This window comes from Spongiibacter taiwanensis, assembly GCF_023702635.1.
GTDB lineage: Bacteria > Pseudomonadota > Gammaproteobacteria > Pseudomonadales > Spongiibacteraceae > Spongiibacter > Spongiibacter taiwanensis.
In genome coordinates this window covers 604,392-623,378 of sequence record NZ_CP098455.1, presented here as the reverse complement: position 1 = coordinate 623,378, position 18,987 = coordinate 604,392, and the positions used below count along the sequence as shown (strand labels likewise).

7 protein-coding genes are annotated in these 18,987 nt (G+C 53.1%); 5 read left to right on the top strand and 2 right to left on the bottom strand.

Features of this window, described 5'->3' with window-relative positions; translation table 11 throughout:
- Positions 1-354: 354 nt before the first annotated feature.
- From NCG89_RS02980 to NCG89_RS02960, 5 genes are read left to right on the top strand one after another with little or no spacing between them, the layout of a single operon-like run.
- On the top strand, positions 355-6,771 hold the full coding sequence (locus tag NCG89_RS02980; protein ID WP_251088290.1) for a P-loop NTPase family protein: 6,417 nt from the start codon (positions 355-357) through the stop codon (positions 6,769-6,771).
- Positions 6,746-9,496, top strand: coding sequence for a DISARM anti-phage system protein DrmE domain-containing protein (locus tag NCG89_RS02975; protein ID WP_251088289.1), 2,751 nt, complete (start codon positions 6,746-6,748; stop codon positions 9,494-9,496). Before NCG89_RS02980 ends, NCG89_RS02975 begins: the two co-directional genes overlap by 26 nt.
- Before the next feature lie 2 nt (positions 9,497-9,498).
- Complete coding sequence (locus tag NCG89_RS02970; protein ID WP_251088288.1) at positions 9,499-13,089, top strand: DEAD/DEAH box helicase; 3,591 nt, start codon at positions 9,499-9,501, stop codon at positions 13,087-13,089.
- Positions 13,089-15,146 carry a DUF8724 domain-containing protein gene (locus tag NCG89_RS02965; RefSeq protein WP_251088287.1) on the top strand — a complete coding sequence of 686 codons (2,058 nt, stop codon included), beginning with the start codon at positions 13,089-13,091 and terminating at the stop codon, positions 15,144-15,146. The genes NCG89_RS02970 and NCG89_RS02965 overlap by 1 nt, the downstream gene beginning before the upstream one ends.
- Positions 15,143-15,949: a phospholipase D-like domain-containing protein gene (locus NCG89_RS02960; protein ID WP_251088286.1), complete on the top strand. Its 807-nt coding sequence runs from the start codon at positions 15,143-15,145 to the stop codon at positions 15,947-15,949. The genes NCG89_RS02965 and NCG89_RS02960 overlap by 4 nt, the downstream gene beginning before the upstream one ends.
- A 402-nt stretch (positions 15,950-16,351) precedes the next feature.
- Here the strand turns inward: NCG89_RS02960 and NCG89_RS02955 are convergent, their stop codons facing one another.
- Both NCG89_RS02955 and NCG89_RS02950 read right to left on the bottom strand, forming a co-directional pair.
- Positions 16,352-17,299, bottom strand: coding sequence for an IS5 family transposase (locus NCG89_RS02955; RefSeq protein ID WP_432757880.1), 948 nt, complete (start codon positions 17,297-17,299; stop codon positions 16,352-16,354).
- Between the two features lie 564 nt (positions 17,300-17,863).
- Complete coding sequence (locus NCG89_RS02950; RefSeq protein ID WP_251088285.1) at positions 17,864-18,796, bottom strand: hypothetical protein; 933 nt, start codon at positions 18,794-18,796, stop codon at positions 17,864-17,866.
- Between the last annotated feature and the right edge of the window lie 191 nt (positions 18,797-18,987).

Here is an 18,987-nt window from a genome sequence, read left to right as displayed (position 1 = left end):
CATTCGGCAGCGGATGAATCCATACCCCCAACACACCGTCGTGAGATTACAGGCCAGTGGCCCCGCCTCTAAAACCATCAGTCGGATCTATCTTGTCCTAGGCTCGCTAATGCTTGTAGATGACAAGCTATCGTGTTTTTTTTGTTCAAGCTCCGTAGTTGGGCAATTGCAATACGAGGGGCTATGGGAAATTAAGTCCCGAATCGAAAAATTCCGCTACCAAAAGCAGGGAACGTCAGTTGTAGGTACTTTTTATAAACATACTGATTGCGTGATCTTCCGATTAGATCAGCTATTCCGAGGTAAAAATGACCTTTTGCATTCACTATTGACTCTTCAGAGCAAGGGACTTAAATGAAAAGCTATCAATTCAAGGAAACGCCAGTAGGTCTACCGGATTGCCAACTACTCTCGGGCGGAAAGTTCTCTTTGACCGGGTTCAGCAAGACACTAGGGATGGACAGGGCAAAACTTGGCAAAGCCAAGAAAGCGGTACAGAGCCTGAAAGGCGAAACGTCCTCCGTCTGCCCTAAAAGCAACCCAAATCACGTTATTGTCAATTTCTATTCCACCCCTTGGTTCCGTTTGTTTACCCTCAAGAAGGTTGTCAACAGTGGTAAAGATACCTATCACGACGGCAATCTCTACTCATGGGATAAGGCAGTGATTGAACAGTATATGCCGGATTTTTTCCGATTTGCCTCTGCACCTACCCCCATACCATCGCTGAATAAGTTTGAGCCACCGACTGACAGCTGCGCGGCGTCGCTTATAAAAGTTCCCGATTTTTCGCGAAATTCCGGACTGGATGATGGGGATCGAAAACATTTAGATGAATTGGAAGCAGTCCTATCAAAGCTTCAATTAAGAATCCCGGCCTTAATTGAGCAGCTTAACGAGGACGTCGAAAATTGGGCTGAACTGGATGACGAACGACGATCCCTTGCCGCAATGGTGGTGTGGTCAGTCGGTACTGTATTTAACTTGAGTACTCTTAACGAAGCTTTAGAAGAAAACCCGCAAATATTTGTGCCTTACTACGAGAAGATGATTTCCAAACTCGACCCAGGTACTTATACAGAAATCGAAATAGAGACACCTGAGGAAAAGCGACAGTCGGTCGCAGACTCTATTTCAGACCTTGATCTGGAAGTAATGTCGGTTCCCTCACTTTGCGAGGAAATGATATCTGCGGCAAATTCATTAAAAGCATCGCCGAAGGACAAAGCTCTTTCCCGCCGAATTTTGGCGTTGGCCACCTCAATTAGCTTGAGACAAAAAACTAAAGCGGTACTGAGCCAAGAGGAGTTCGACGAGTTTACCAAGCGTGTAATCGAGGTGCTTTCGTTCCTTTACCCGCCATCACCAATGGCAAGACATTTTTCTGGCGAGGATGGTGCAACCCTGGCGATAGATTGGGTTATTTGGTCTGCGTGTGGGGGCCTGGACCTAACTCCGAAGACTGTTGTCGACTCGCTGCGCGCTGTGGTCGTCGACGCCGAACCAAGTATCGAACGCGTTGTCGAGCTGGAGGACGAGTTATCCAAGCTGACTGAGAAACTGGAGGAACTTGGGGCGAAAGAGGAACCATCAAATATTCGAGATAAGCGCGATCACAAAAACGCGATTGCTGCCGCCACTAGTGAAAAGGTTGCGTTGGAAGCCCAGCTTAGCGATCTTGCTCTGGATATTTATGAGCTTTGCTACCCTGACTTGGGTGATATGAGCAAGGAAGATAAGGCCCTCACCGCCACTGCCTATCCCAGAGAACGTGGCCTTGAAATCATGGCTCTGCTTCCTGAGTTTGTTCCCGACGGTTCCGGCGATGGGCAGGAAGCAGAACCTGAGGGCGAGCTAACACCACCTAGCGAAGATGCCGAGCGGGCCCTCGAGCGTGAGACGTTTGTCACCAAGGAAACACAGGAAAGCAGCCCTGCCAATTCTGATACGGCAACTCCTGATCAGGCAGAGACTCGTGAACCAGTACCAGTACCAGAGCCAGAGCTAGAAAGGGTCGCTGAAGAAGAGCTTGGCTCGGAGCAAGAGATCGTTAAAGAAGAGGTCAAACAGGTTACCACCAGAGCTCATACTGTGATTGGGCAGGAATGCCTTGATGCACTTGAGCAGGATGCCTTCATACCCGGCGAGAAAATCAACGATCTGTTTAATGAAAGCCTCGTACTGCAACAGGTTAACTACGCTGCGCAGCTATCGTATTCGCTCGAAGAGACCCAGCTAAGCACAGATTTTTTGCCGTGGCACCTTTTCAAAGCAGCGTACTACGGCGTGAACACTTTTGACGATCGCGCGGTCTTTTCTAAATCGCAGCGCACACTGAACGGCATTACCCCGGCCGATATTGAGAGCTGGTCAAAACAGCGTGGCGGAGAGATGCTCCCTTACCTAGTCTTTGCAGCGGCATTCCAACCGACCGTTTTTGGCGGTACCGAGTCCACGGGACATCTTCTGTTAGCCTCGCTGCCTGAGACCATGTTTGATAAAAACACGGCCAGCCTGATTTCTGAGACGGCAGAAATGGCGCGCCGCGGCGAGAAAATGACACTGTCACTGCTTCGCCAGGCCAAAGCGGGCGCCGCCCAAGAGGCGCAGAAGTTCGAAACCGGTCAGGTGGAAGAGTGGTGCAAGAAAATTGTCACCGCAACGCGAGGCTATGCACCCTACCGCAAGGCGCAGTCACTGAGTCTTGAATCAGGCTTGTTTGGTCGCGTGACCGACGCTCTCATCTTGAACAAGCGCGAAGAGTACACCTTCATTGAGCAGTTCGTTGGTCAGTACCAAACGCCAGAAGACGCTCAGCGCCTGCTTGTCGAACTGCTGCAACACGTCAATATGTATCAAGGTGAGGACATCACCAAGATCGGTATGACGCGGTTTTTTGCCAAGATGTCTGCACTGACGTCAATGTGCCGTGAATGGCTGGCAGTTAACCGCCCAGTTCACAGCGACAAATCCGAAGAGTACGCGAAGAAATTCATTACGCGCCTTGAAAACACCATCACCTTCTTTGCTGAAGGATCAAAGGCCGCATCGAGCGCGGGTGCCGCTGCCGGTATGGGCTTCCTCGCGGCGACGTTGTCTAGCCTGCTCCGCGTGATCAACCGCGAAGTTCCTCGCCTGCCTTACGACATGGTAAAGGGTTGGTATTACCACCCTCGCCAAAAAATGTTTTTGGAGACAGGACATCGTAGCGATGAAACCTCTGAGGCCGTTCGCTGGATGATCGGCAACGTGGGTGTTCAGGTTGAGACGCGCCATGCCTATGAGTCCGCTCTCGCCGCCGGCCGCGTTCACATGGCCGAGGTGATCCGTCAGCGCCTTGAACTGGGCGGGGTATCGATTGATGGTGCAGCCACAAAGCGTGCCTTTGAGAGCGAGAAAAAGAAATTACTCAATCGCTGCATTAACCTCGAGTCCATGGTCGAGACGGCCGCGCACAGTGGTCTGCTCAGCGAACAAGGTCCACAGAATTTCATTACCCAGCTTGAAGAGGCTCGAGATGAGATTGAAAGCTTCGACACCATCCGCCCCATGGATGACGTTGAGGCCGAGATCGATAGCGTCGACCGCAAACTGCGCGCGAAAACAGCCTCCCTCAAAGAAAAGCTCGAGAATCGCTACATCGAAGGCGTAGAGAAACTGCGGTCACAAGTTGCCGATGCGGTGCCGGATTCCTGGGTGGAAAGCATTGAGCGCGCTCTGTCTGAAGACAACCTGCCGGTAGTGCAGGAAATGCTCGCAGACCTCGATCGCCACATCGAGCGCGGCGAGCGCATGCGCGCCCCCGACATCAAAGAGTTGCCGGTACTGTCTCAATTCATCACAAAACAACCCGGCATCTTCCGTTTCATGCAGGGCAAAGGCCTGCGCCGCGACGTGCTCACCGAGGCGAATGAAGGCGGCGCAAAGATGGGCCTGTCGATTACCAAAGCGACACAGCTTAAACGTCCTCTGCAGGTGATGGATGAACTGCTTGGCAAGAAGCCCGCTGCCAAGCTCAACCAGACGCTGTTCGAGCAGATGGCTGGTATTCTGGCAGCAGTAGGGATAGCCCCGACCGAGGCAACCTATAACGCCAAAGTGCAAAACAGTATCAAGCACGACACGGCTCACGGCACCAGCTTCACTTATTTGCAGCTTAAAGCGCAGGAGTCTCGGCGTCCTTTCCCGTACTTTGGGCCGCGCCGAGACGGGCAGTACTGGACGGTCATCATTGCCTACCAGAACTGGACGGTGGACAACCTGCGTGAGCAGTTGCAGAACCGCAGTACGAGCGCCGGCAACTGTATTCTGATTTCGGTTACTCCGATTACGCCGGAGCACCGCGATGAATTCGCCCGCTACTGTAAAGATGCTCAGCGCACCATCTTCCTGATTGACCCGGTATCGCTCGTCTTCCTGGCGTCCGTGGATAACGACGAACTGGGGACGACTGATACTGAGAAGTTCCTGTGGCAAGCCGCGCCGTACACCTACTACAACCCGTATGTCGGTAAGACGGCAAGTCCGCCGGAACCGGAAATGCTGTTCGGTCGCGAGCACGAAATTACCAGTCTGCTCGACATGCGCAGTGGCGCGGCCATTGTCTATGGCGGTCGCCAGCTGGGTAAATCAACCATTCTGGAAGCGGTGCAGCGTGCGTATCACAACCCTCGCCAGCATCACTATGCCTATTACAGCCCGCTCGACCGTGAACTGTGCCGCGATGATCCGCAGCGCAAAGAGTCGCTGGATCTGGCCAAGCGCGAGGTGTGGGGTCGTTTGTACGACTTCATGCTGATCGATGGTCTTATCGCCGATCCGGTGAAAGAGCGCACCTCCGAGCTGCTTGAGAAGGCCGTGACCGATACGATCACCTCCAGAAAGGATGTTCACATCATCGCCCTGTTCGATGAGATCGACCCCATTCTGAAGATCGACTTCGCTCATGACTTCCCCATCTTCCGTGCGATTCGTTCGCTGATGCGGGGCCAGGGTGTGCAAGGTCGCTTCAAGATGATTATCGGCGGTCTGGCAAACGTGAAGCGCTTTGAAGACAGCCCGAACTATCCGCTGAGCCAGTTGGGTAGCTCCATTCAGGTCAGCATCATGCCATCGCGTGAAGCAACGCATTTGGTGGTTGAGCCCATCCAGGCGGCAGGTTACCGCTTTGAGTCGACCGATGTGGTGAATGCGATTCTCGCTTCAACAAACCGTCACCCGGGCCTGATCCAGATACTCTGTAACCAACTGCTGATTTCCATGGGCCGCAACGCCAATGGTGCGGTAGGGCAGACCATCATCACCCGCGAGAACGTGCAGTCCGCATTGAACGTCCCAGAGGTTCTGGACACGATCCGCGAACGCTTCGAGATGACCCTGAACCTCGATAAACGTTATCTGGTCATGGTTTACTCGATTCTCAACGAAGGCACCGGTGCGCAGAGCTTCTCGGTTGCTGAGGCAAAAGACCTGGCCACGATTTGGGCGCCGAAAACCTTTGGCTCCTATTCAGAACGCCAGTTCAAACACTTCCTAAACGAACTGGTTGGTCTTGGCGTCATGCTCGAACTGGAATCGGGCCGCTTTGAACTGCGAAACTCCAGCGTGAGAAAGCTGCTGTCCGAGTCGCGCACGCTTGACGTCCAGAACAAGCTGGAACAAGCCATCATCGATATGGATCAAATCGACCCGATGGACTACCGCTCGTTCAGCCGCTCCGATGCGAAAAGCTACCCGCGCCCCATTACCTTCCGTGATGAGAAAACCATCACCGGCATGGTGAGTGAAATCGATTCGCAGAAGCGTGGCTTCATCCAGCCAAAGCACTTCACCTCGACGATGGTTGTAGGTTCGGATGCGCAGGGTATTAAGGATGTCGCCCTGACGATGCCCTCGCTCTTTGAAACCGAGCAGGCCTTCTTCAAAGACGGGGCCTCTCACAAGGCCTATCAGATGTTCAGTGTCAGCAGCGCGAAGTACAAATCGCCCGCCGACCTCGACAAGAATATGGGCGTGTTGTTTGCCAACGCCGAGAAGAAGCCGCAGATGCTGGTTATCGATGTGGCTGAAGATGTCGGCATTGCCTTGCTGCTGGGTCTTTTGGATACCTCAAACAGCATTGGCAGCGCGCAGAAGGCGTCGAAGTATCCCGTGCGAATTATCTTCCTGGTTGGCCCCGTTGTTTACTGGGAGTGGCTGCAGGCCGCCGAGTTTACGGCGGGTCGCGAAGACGCCCAGGCCGTTATCCACTTGGCCCGCTGGAAGCGCTGCGCAATCAATTTGCTGCTGGAACAGATCGACATGGTCGACTCTGCCCCGGCGGTTGAAGAGGCGGCAATCAGCACCGGCGGTTGGCACTGCGCCCTGAATACCGTCGTGACGCTTCGCCGCAGCAAAAAGAATGCAACCTCGATCCGCGATTTCGGTCGCAATTTCCAGCCGCTGCCGGAAACCGATGAGCGCAATTCCCGAAGCTTCCTGAAAATGGCGGGCGTATTCAGCCTGCCCTGGGTTGAGCCTTTGCTGGTTCAGCTGTCTCAGGATGGCAGTGGTTTTGACCGTGACGGGTTCGGCATCAACCTCATCTGCGTGGATTCGTTGGCGGATACCCCCGAGTCTGAAATCGACGGCTACCTGAAGTGGCTGCTCTCCATGGACCTGCTCAAAGCAGAATCGATGCAGGGTCAGCAGCGCAAACTGGTTTACAGCGTTGCCCCTGAAATCAAGCACATGGTGGAGATGGTCCATGGCTCAACAGCCTCAGTGGATTGAAAAGGCGCAAGGGTATCGCTTTGCGATTCCCGCCTTTAACTACATCGAGACTCTGGCGTGCGGCGATGTGCTGGGTAGCGCCGCCGCGGCGCTGGGCTACAGGCTAAGGCACGGTCAGTCGGTTTGGTTATCGGCGCCTGTTGCGGGGGCCGCTGATTTAGGCCACTTGCTTTGTTATCTGCATGCGCTGCGCATGGAGGCTCACAGCGGGGTTCTGCAGTCCCGGTGGTTTAATCGTATCAATATGTATGAGCGTCCCGACCTGGTGGTCTGGACCAACCGCCGCGAGCAGTTTGTTGGTCTTCGTACCAACCCGGAGCTTGGCGTGGATATGATTCGCGCCAATGCCAGTCATCGAGATGGCATTGTTCCACTCCTAAATCCCGATCGCGTGCTAAGGACACTGCTTGCGCAATCCAGCGCGAACACGTTACAGCTTTGCGAGGATCTCGTCGGCAATTGCCATCCTTTCGCCATGGTTGTCGATGCGACACCCTACGGGCGAAGAGATGACGTCGGCACGTTACTGGAAACGCTGAACTCCTACTTCCCAAGCGTCCCCGTGGTCATTCTGACGGCGATGGGTGACTTTCACACTGAGCAGGACATTGCTCGCAGGCCGTTCAATCTATGGAGGCAGCCGGTAGGGCGAGGGCTCTTCAAGGAAAAGACCCAAACAAACTTGAGGCCGCGAATCCTCGTCGCCAAAGACAACACGTTCAACGAACACTTGACGCTGCTTTGCGACCAGGGCCGACAGGTTAAAGAGGCCGTGAAGTTCAGCCCCTCGGGCCGCGAGGCTATCAAGGCTATTGACCAGATCACCAGTGCACTGCGCTCGTTGGCCGTTCCCCTGTCATTCCATGAGAATCACCAAAACGCCAACCGTCGTGGAGGGCCCTATCCCGTCAAGCCGGTCAGTGATTGGCTGGACGACCTGAGTCGGGTGTCACTTTCGAGCGGCGAGCATCAGGAGCTGCTGTACCTGTTCACGCAGCAGGCGTCTCAGCTATTGGAAATGCTGGAAGAGGGGGGCGTTGGTAAACAGCAGGCGGTTGATAAGTGGATAAAGGAAAACCTTAAGACCGGTACCCGCATTGCAATTGGTGTCGGGAGCGAACGCTCAGCAAGTCTTCTTCAAACCTGGCTCATCGCCCAATACAACGTGTCAATCTCGGACGGTTCGCTGTCCGTTGTCGGGGTGAATAGCAGTCGAGACCTTTACCGGAAAAGCACAGCACCCATCGACAAACTCCTCCTTGTTGGCCCCTTATGGCTACAAGGCTATTGGGCTTTCACGCTGGCAAATAACGTTGACCTGCTCTGCTATGAATCCGAGTCGTACTGGGCAATCAAACACGGTCAGCGCTGGAAGGCTTATCTCAATGGCGATGCCGATTCGCCGTCGTGGTGGGACCTTAAACCCAGTCCGTTTCGCTATATCAATCCCGCTGAAACTGGGATGCCGGTGGAAGTGTGGTCTGACTGCTCGGGCCAATACAAACACCGTATCGAACTCGACATAACACTGCCCAAGGATAACGCGTGGTTCGACATCCTCATGGCACCCATTGCCGAGCCGGCGCCATCCGGCGCCCGGGAGCCAGACGATGACGATGTTGTCGTATTGACCGATGCCGGGCGCAAACACTCATTCCACCGCCGCCAGCGCGTGTACGTCGTTCGGGATGAGGATGGCAAAGACAAGCTCAAACGAATCCCTGCCGAAGACATTACGACGCATGACACCCTCTTGCTTACCGATGACGGGAGCGATGATTGCCAGGCGCTGCTTGAGACTCTGATCAGCTACACATCCGATAACACGGCGGACTACGACCTCGTTCGCCAGTTCTCCGCGCGGTGGGAAGATTATGTCAGCCTGGCGATAGACAAGACCGGCAGCACCGATGCGTTCCACAAGGCTCTCACCGCCGAAGGTATCAAAATCGGGTTGCCGGCAGTCCAGGGTTGGGCGCGTCACACGGGCATTGGCCCCAGTGATGGCGTGAGAAGCACCACCGAGCATGTGTTTGCCGTTGCCAAAATAGCGGGGGTGGCCACCAAGCCGTCCGAGGTTGAGCCGATTGCCAAGGCTATCCAGCATATCCGCAATATCCACAGAGGCCTCGGCAAAGATTTGCGGCGCCTTATCGCCAATGCCGCGGTTCCGGACAGAGAGATAACTGGCTCAGCGGCCAAGGTTTTGAACCAGGAGGTGTTATCCGACCTGGTTCGACTTGAAGGCGTAGAGAAAATCATCCAGTTTCCGCATGCCCCAAAAGATACTGTCCGGACGCTTTCCGGGCTGTTAAAGGACCATGCTGAAATCAGTGACCGTGTTGTCGTGACACCGCGGGCGGTGAGGTCTGCCGAGGACTCAAACTACGGCAATCTCGACAAGGCAGAGAAGTGCCTGTCGCTGCTGGAAAATGAGTACTTCGACATGTTTATGGGTGACAAACATCCCTCTGACTGCGAGCTAGCCTCTCGCCGCGCCGGTATTACCTATGCCGGCGGCATGTCGGCGGTTACGCAAGGGCAGCATGCCTCCGCGTACAGCGTGCGTTATAACGGGAAGAACGTTGATATCGGTCGCCACTTGAGAATAGGGTCGAGTCGAGACCCAGAGCTGTGTTTTCGCACCCACTTTCACTGGGACGATCAAGATAAGAAAGTGGTCATACATCATTTCGGGCGACACCTGCCCACAAGGAAACGGTAACCATGCCTACAACCCCGCCCCTCAGTTTCGCTGAGAAATCAGCAATCAATCGCAAGCTTATCGACGCGTTTTCGCTAAGTCTTTTCGACAAGGAAACGGATGTGATTGCCTGGCCGGGTAAGGTCTACAACGAGTTCGCGCCATATCAGATGGCACTGGCAGGATCGATAGGCTACGCGCCGAAGCCTGACTTTGAGGGCGCGCAGGCGCCCAACGCTATGGGCATGGTGCTGCTTGTTGAGCCAACGGAGAGTGGTGACGTTGAAGCGCGGGTAAGCGGTCAATTCGATATCTGTTTTCGGCAGATCCCAGATATCGCCATTCAGCGCTCGCGACTCAAGAAAGAGGGCGGAGACCCGAAAGCAACCCAGTCTATTGTGTTGAGTTATCGCCGCCTCACCGTCCAGTTTGAAGACGTTCCACTGAGCATGAATATCAACACCGGCCTTAATCAATGGGTTACCCCTCCGGCCGCCAACAGTATCGTTAAAGGCCTGAGTGACATTCAGGACATGTGCCTGACAGACCCGCGGATATTCAAGGTGCCTGAGCTGACGGACAAAGGCTCGGCCAAGTTTGTGTTCAACTGGCCAGAAGGTGGCGACTATGCCATCGCCGATCAGGACGAATTCAACCAGACTATCGCCCGCGATATCTTTGAGCGCGAAACTGACCTGATGCGGCACAATGTGCGCCTGCGGGCCCGCATCCGCAAAGCTCCAGTCAGCCTGAGCGATCGGCCAAACGCCCATCTTGTCGAAATCTATCTGGAAAACATCACCACGCGGGATGAGGCCAGAGCGTTTGGCCTGGATTCCAGCGCCTTCCTGTTTGATGTCCGGTTTAATACCAAGCTGGTCGCCGGGCAAGGCCACCTTTTGCCCCACAAGCTGGCGCCGAAGGATTACCGGTATATGGAAAACGACGGGGTGCCAGGGTATGGCATCACCACGTCCATCGAGCAGATTGCCGACAATCACTATGGCACCAACGCCATCCCGGTGTCAGGGCTGAGCAGAATCAAGAACCCGAGCCCCGCTGAGTTGGGCATGTCCTCAGAGCCATCCTTCGCTCATCTGTCCACGAATCCGGTACCAACCCTCAAAGGATTGGTTGCCGCAATGGATGCCTATTTGCTCGAGTGGCAAAAGCAGATTGACGGCATGTTGGCCGCCGGCAAAGAGTCCGAAGCAGAAGTCGCCATGGCTGAGCGCGCGCTATTGGTTGCAGAAAAGGCCAATATCGACGATGGCGTATCACTGCTGGAGACCCATCCCAAGCTCTTGCAAGCGTTCAAGTGGATGAATGAGTCGATGTTGGAGAGCTTTAAGCATCAAGGCAAACCCATCGATCAGTGGCGGCTGTTCCAATTAGGGTTCATTCTGACGCAGGTCAGGGCGGTGTATGAGCGCTGCAGCCCAGAGTCGGAGTTAACGGATCATCTCTCGACAGCCGAGGTACTCTGGTTTGCCACCGGCGGCGGTAAAACCGAAGCCTATATGGGCATCATCGTTATGGCCATGTTCTACGAGCGGATGTACCAGCGCCTATACGGACCCACGGCGTGGATGAAGTTCCCACTGCGCATGCTGTCCGTGCAGCAGTTTCAGCGCCTTTCCTATGCCGTTGCCCAAGCCAACCGTATCAAGGTCAGGGAGGGAGCCACCCTCGCGGGGCACCCTTTCACTATTGGGTATTTTACCGGGGGTGGTACGCCCAGCGGTATCAGCTCCAACTACAACAACGCTGAGCAATATTTCTTGCCCAAGCTGGATGCGCGCTCAAGAGAGAAGCTGCAATTCATCAGTGACTGCCCCTACTGCAATCACCAGGACAGTATCAAGGTCGTCACCGATATTCCGGACGCCAGGCTGAAGCATGTCTGCGAGAACCCTGAATGCTGGTCGAACACTGAAATGCCAGAGGGTACGTATGGCGAGGGTACGCGCGGGGAGCTGGGTATCTATGTGTCGGATGAAGAGGTTTACCGCTATCTCCCAACCGTGCTGGTAGGTACCATCGACAAACTATCGGTTATAGGCCACAACCGTCGCTTCAAGGCGCTCTTAGGCAGCGCGCCGTATTTCTGCCCGGTTCACGGTTTCAGCTCGACAACGAAGTGTGAGCATCGATCCATCACCCGCGATAGCGACGGGGAATACCAATCGGACTCCTGTCCTAACAACACCAAAACGTCGGCCGTGAGAGTGGTGCCATCACCACCCGGCCTGAAAGCGGGCATCTCCTTTATCCTTCAGGATGAGCTTCACCTGCTCAAAGAAAACACCGGTAACTTTGACGCACACTATGAGTCCACAATGCGGGCGCTCCAGATGGCGCAGGGATGCCGTGAACCCAAGGTGTTGTCGGCCACGGCTACCATCAAAGGGTATGAAGACCATATTCACCACCTGTATCAAAAGCATGCCCGCCGCTTTCCTTCGCCAGGGATGAAGCGGGGAGAGTCATTTTATTCGCGGGTCGAACTGGGTGAGGATGGCAAGCCGTTAATTCAACGCTGGTACGCCGGGATACTGCCGATTGGCAGTGGCCGTATCATGCAGCGTAGCTCTGCGTTGGCGAGCACCAAGTTTCTCACAATGATTGACGAATGGAGAGCAGAGCTTACTGCTAACCCGAAGTCAGTCTGTGACACTCTCGGCGTCGATGTTAGCAAAGCGCCAGTGCTGCTCGATTACATCGAGACCTACCTGAATACCTGTTTGCTATACAGCAACTCAATGAACGACAACACGGACATTCACCGGGCGCTCGATGAGTTTCAAGAGGGAATGGGGCGTGTCTACGAACATTTGGACGGCAACTCAACGCTGGACCATATCCAAGGAATCATCCACCACATTGAGCGCAAGCGGCCGGATGATCCATTCCGCCAAGTAGTCGCCACGAGCGTTGTTTCGCATGGCGTCGACATGCATCGCCTGAACTTTATGATTATGGCGGGCTGGCCTAAGTCCATATCAGAATACCTTCAGGCTTCGGCGCGCGCAGGCCGGGTTGAGCCGGGCGTCGTTCTAAACGTCCTGAACAGCAAGACCCTGTTTCAAACGAATGTCTTTTTGGACTTCCAGGATTATCACCTCTTCATGGATAGAATGGTGGAGAGCGTGCCGGTTAACCGCTTTGCTCCCAACCTGCTCCAAAAGACCCTGCCGGGGGTGGTTAACGCCGCAATCCTGAACTGGATGGTCAATCACCCAGGGTGTGGTGAGGGAATTCTGAAGAGCGCTGGAAACCTGCGTGACGCGCTTCGGGATACCACCAATGGCGCCGCGGATGGTCTTCGCACGCAGCTGAAAGAGTCTCTTGGTGTTCCAGATTTTGCCCGCGCGTTCTTCGATCATCGTGTGCTGGCAAAATATGAAATGCAGCTGGATAAGGCGATTACACGGGTTCTGCATGGGTTGGAGAATCTGCCCAGCCAGCTTGCTACTGCGCGCCCTGCAGAAGCACTGGAGCGCATATTGGGTAATCGGCCGATGCGCAGTTTGCGGGATATTGAAATCAGCGTCTCAGTTCGCGTAAATGAATCTATCTCGGAAGACCTTTTAGAAGCACTGGGAGATCGCTAATGGCTGGCTTTTTGGATGAGGGTATTAATAAAAGCAAATTGTTTTACGACGGGCTACTGCCAGGCAATATTGTCCGCCTTCAAAACTACAGCTACGCAAAGGTCGCAGGGGTCTCAAACAATGATGAGGATGCGAGTCGAATTGATGCTCAGCAGCTCATCTCAGTTGCTTCGCGTGTGATAAAGCAATGGGGTGAACTGACCAATGCCGTCATTGACCCAGCCTTGGAGCGCGCGCTCGAGTATCACGACGAGATCAAAATAGTATCGCCGGACGGTGTGTATGTTGACCCGTTTCCGATGCTTTTGACCTGCAGCGTTTGCAAGAAACTCGACTACCACCTGAACCCGCGGGATGAGTCCGATAAGCGATCTGAAGCTCATCGCCGCATCCGAAGAGCCGGCGGAAAGCCGTATATCCCTTGCCGCTACCCGGGCTGTAACGGCCACATGAAGCAGCTTAAGCTGATTGCCATCCACCGTTGCGGGGTGATGATTCCGCTACAGACGCCAGGTGGAGCAAGACGATCCTCTAACCTGAAGTACGAGGCAACCGGCGGCGGTGTGTTTCAAAGTAATTTTGTGGATATGGATAACGGTGATCAATTTCACTCGCTGCAACCAGACTGCCGGTCCTGCTTGTCGCTCTATCCAGACAGTGCCCAGTCCAGTCTGAGGGCGACACCGGTTACAAATAAAGACCGTCTGTATCCAAAAAACATTCAGTATTTATGCTTGAACGAATCAACAGGGCGCATGGTTGCCAATGCCATGGCTCTTGCAGGTGGCATTGATGATCCGTTGACTCCGCTGGGGAAAGATGTCGGCCAGGGTATTGCGAGTGCGTTGCTTGGCCTTGCCAGCGGGGAAGACCTAATCAACTACCTACGCGATTCTGTCGGCAAGGCAGGCCCTGACGACGGAGAAATTGAACGCATCACCAAAGAGCTGAACAAACAACGCAATGTGCTTTCCCAGCTAGATCAAATGGGTCTTCCTGAAGATACGCTGCAAACAATGCAGCAACTTTCAAAGGACAAGATCACAGAGCTTGAGGGAGAGTTGAAGCGCGCGCAGGGCGTCTTTGCGGGCGTGGAAGAATACATTCACAACGATGAGTTGCTCGCTACCTTGGTTCATAACCGCAGAGCGGTCGAGGCGGTGTTGCTTCCGCAGGATTTCAAAGAGCGAGAAACAACAAAGCGGTACGCAGACCAGATATCTTGCCCCGAGGAACGAAGCGATACATATAACTCGATAGCACTGCTCAAGGAACGTTTTCACGTTAAAGAGGTCTCGCATTATCCACAGGTCAATGTCGTGTTGGCGAGCCTTGGATTCACCAGAGAGCTATCATCGCCCCCCGAAGGGGATGGTGTACCGCCAGTCGTGCTAAGCCCATATCAAGACGTGGCCTCGTCGCGTTATGCAGGGAAGCAACTGTTTTATGCGCTGCCAGCGGAAACTGAGGCCATTGAGATCAAGCTTGACCCATGCGCCGTTTTACGCTGGTGTGTAGAACAGGCAGGTTGGGAAAATCCAGGTAGTGATGTGGTTGACGACGAAGTTAGAGCCAAAGCTTATTTGCTGCTGAACTGTCCGGCACTATCCATGTCGCCGCCAGACGTGTTGGGGGCAACAAAAGACCGGCCGCTTAGGGAAAGCGCCCCATTCCATCTTCTCCACTCCATCAGCCACAGCTTGCTTGCGACGATCAAGCCTCATACCGGTTACGATGAAAAGTCGGTGATGGAATATCTCCTGCCAATGGATCTGTCGATACTGCTCTATGTGACAAGCGTTCAAAACTATACAGCGGGCGGCCTGCTTACACTCTTCCGTCACCATCAGCTTGCCTGGTTTAACGACGCATCCAATTTTGCGCTGACGTGCGTTTTCGATCCTATTTGCTCCGATCGCGGCGCGGCCTGCAGCGGCTGTATTCAAGAGGTTTTAGGTTGCGAGACTTTCAACCATGGATTGTCGCGTAGCTATATACACGGTGGCACGCTGGACCCATCCGCCATGATTACGATACCAGAAGGATTCTGGCAGTGAACTCCGCTGCGCTATACGAGGCGCTTTTCCAGTGCTTCAGATGCATGCAATTTAGACAGGCGAAGCAAATCGCCAATGACCTGACTCTCGCTATCAACAATGCCCTGCTATGCGGGGCTGTTTCTATAGACACCCGCTGCTTACCCCCTGAACTTAGTGCAAGGCTGTCTTCTGTTAAGCCAAGCCCAGCAATTATCTCGGTGCCCTGGCAGGCCTATAGAGCTAGTCAGGTGGGGCAAATGGATATGTGGCTCCATTATCCCGAGTTAGAGAGAATATTGGCCACAGCCCCCGCTGAGTATGAGGACAACATTCATGCCCCATGGAGCTGGATGCAGCCCAATGCGGGTTCATTACTAGGCTTCATGGCTGCATTGTTGTTTGAGGCGAAGGAGCAGCTTCTGATTGTTAATCCATATTGGAGTGTTGATGGGGTGAACAACCTGAAGGTGTACAAAGGGAAAGATGTCTCAGCCCCTAGATCTATTACCGTAATGACCTGGCCAAGCCCCAATTATGGCGATCGGGCGGGCCTGAAAGCATTTTGCGACTGGATGGAAGCCGAAGGAAGTTCGCTAAAAATCCTTATTCCAAAGCCCCTGGCAAACGGACAGTTGCCGCTCGTTCATGCGAAGGTAATGGCGACCGATACTATGAAGGGTTACCTGGGGAGTGCCAATATTTCAGAGAACGGGTTGCAGCGGTCAATTGAGGCGGGGGTGGCACTCCAGGGGCCTGCTGTAGAGCAGTTACGCCGATGGTTCGATGGAATAGCCTGTAACTTTGAAGAATTAGACTGTTGAATTACAGGCGAATTTGAATCATTTATATCAAATATTTTCAGGATTTGATTCCCTCGTACTTTCAAATATCTACTTGATGAAAAACGGTTAGTTAGTTTCCGGTTAGATGGTTCAAAATTCGATGCAATTTGAGAGTCGATCTGGAATGCAAGTAAACAAGTTGTTTCAAGAATTACTTTGCTCACTCCAGTTCAGTACATTTATGGAGAATGTATCCCGTCAGAGCATATGAGACAAGTAAATCCGGTAAGTCCTTTCTCACTATTGTCTTGGGAAGCTCTGCACAACTTCCCGCGCTCATAAAATATGGTCGTTTTCCCGCGCCATTTGCGCAAAACAGCACCATTTACTGTTCCGCCTTGTCTGTAGTCAGCCATATGGCTGGCTACAGACGCACCTTCCCTACGAAGGCAGGTATTTTTCCGCTCTCAGCAGGTTGGTGAACGCTGAGAGGACATACAGGCGATTGGTATTTTTCGCCAGTCCACGGTAACGAACCTTCCCATAACCAAACTGCTGCTTGATCGTCCGGAACGGATGCTCAACCTTTGCACGAACGCTGGCCTTTATCCCCTCCAGCATTTCCTGCAGCGGGTCAGCCAGCTTGCGCCGGGTGCCGGGGCGTAGCGCAATACGCCAATCGACATCCCGATCTGTAAATTCATCTCGCTTATGGATGCCGGTATAACCCGCATCACCCCAGACCCGCTGTTCTTCTCCATATAGAAGCTGATCTGCCGCATTAAGATCATGCACATTCGCGGATGTGGTCTCGATGCTGTGAATCAAGCCGTCCCGGTCATCCACGCCAATATGCATCTTCATGCCAAAGTGCCATTCATTGCCTTTCTTGGTCTGGTGCATCTCGGGGTCTCGCTCGCCCTCCTGATTCTTGGTTGAGCTGGGCGCGGCGATAATCGTGGCATCAACAATGGTGCCTTCACGCATCATCAGGCCCTGCTGACGCAACTGGGCGCTCACGGTATCGAAGATCACTTTGCCCAATTTGTGGCGCTCTAAAAAATGACGGAAGCGGAGAATGGTGCTTTCATCTGGCAGCCGGTCGGACAATCGCAGCCCGGCAAAGCGGCGCATGGACTCGATCTCGTACAACGCATCCTCCATCGCCGGATCGCTGAGGTTGTAGAACAATTGCAGGCAATGCACCCGAAGCATAATGGGCAGCGGGTAAGGCGGGTTTCCATTCTCACCCTTGGGATAGTGCTTGCGAAGCCTCTTCTCCAGCTTGGCCCAGGGAATTAAGCCATCCATTTTTTCAAGGAACAGCTCCCGCCGCGTTTTACGCTTTTTGTTCTGGTATTCGGCTTCGGCGAAGGTAAGCTGGCTCATGCAGTAGTCCGGTTAAAATGGGTGGTCGCAGAATTGTCTCAAATTCTAGAGGTTGTGCAGAGATTCCCTTGGCTCATAGGTTTGCCGTTTTAATTGAAGCCGGCCTTGGGAAATGATGTTGATTTAAGATCGTATACAGATATTAATGCTTGCCATCAATATTTAACGGAAGAGCAGTCTGTAAAATTGGATAACCTATAGACGTTCCTACTATCAACAAGAAAATCGCGATTAAAAAGCAGAAAGTTTGTACAATTCCAACTTGTCTTTACCGAGACGCACAACGACGAATCAGGAGGAAAAACAAAGCGGAAGGAAACCAAAAATAACGCCATAATCGTGACTAACGAGGTGGGTCAATTTTAGATGCAAATTTCGTGTCAGTTTTAAATTAAAATCAACACTTGGATTAAAACGATTCGACTGGACGCAAGCGAGCTATTACTCAGAAAGCTCAGACGCGATTACGCTAAAAATCTCCGTAAAATTTACCTGTCGGAAAAGAACAAAAACAGCTTAAAATAAAGGAATAGCTGGGTGGCGTCCTTCTGCACGCCACCCAGACTAGCGGCTATCGTATGGCCTTAAGCCGGCCCTAAGTAGAAGAGATTCTCTACCTCGCAATACAACCCTTGAAACCACGCCACCCTTTGAGGGAGCCTTTAGTACAAACGCCGGAAATGGGCCCATCAAGGTCTCCTTATCCGGGGGGAGAAACGTCACCGCTTCCGACAAATCCCAGCTGAGTAGCGGTCGGTAGTATTTGTCATTTAACCGAAGATCTTCTAGTCTAGCAGTGTTCAATAAGTGCCGGGATCTGACTGCGCACTCATAATCAACTATATCTAGGTCATCCGAAAACTTAATGTTGCAATATCCGCTGTTCAAATCAATTCCATGGTTAACGGCGATACCTTCGCGGTATGCGAATTGAACATAGCCCTTCCTCCCAGGTAAAGTCGTGTTTGGCTTTAGTAAGCTTGTAACTATGTTAAAGATGCCAATGGTGATGGGCTTATCCGTGCCGCATTCGCTGCAATAGTATTTTGAAGTTGCCATCCCTTCAATCGCCGTAATCACCACCAGTTCCTTGCGCTTATATGCGATCAGTTCATCATCTATGACCTGGCCGGTGTATGCCATCCGTGAAACCCGGCCAACCACTTCACCTTGGTCTAGCTGAAGATTGATACCCACGACAGGGCTACGGCCGCCAATCAGCACGGCCTGCTCCTTTGACGATCCTCTGGCATATCTGGCAGTGACGATGCTATGGCGCCCTTGTCCAGAGAAGAAAAAGTGGTCGTGGAATCCGGAATAGACCTTTCGCTCTACCTCCGCGTTAAGAAGATTTGGGCTCAAGGACTCCTTACGATAGGCGATTTCATCTATTTCGTGAAAGTGACTATCAGGGCACAGGTACTCAGCCCAGTCACCGGCAAAGCTGATCTGACTGTAGACGAGGTATCCCAGAGCTGCGATGAGGACTAAGCGCATTGTCTTACACCAATCATGTAGTTGGCATAATTTTCGGGTCAAAACAGACCTAATGCAAATCCAGGTGTAATCTCCCCGAAGAATAATCGAGGTTTCGAGTAGAGACTTTTACGATACTCGCACAAGGAGCGAATGATGAAGCCGGACAACGTCTGTCCGGACAGAAAGGCAGCTTCATTGAAGCTGACGGT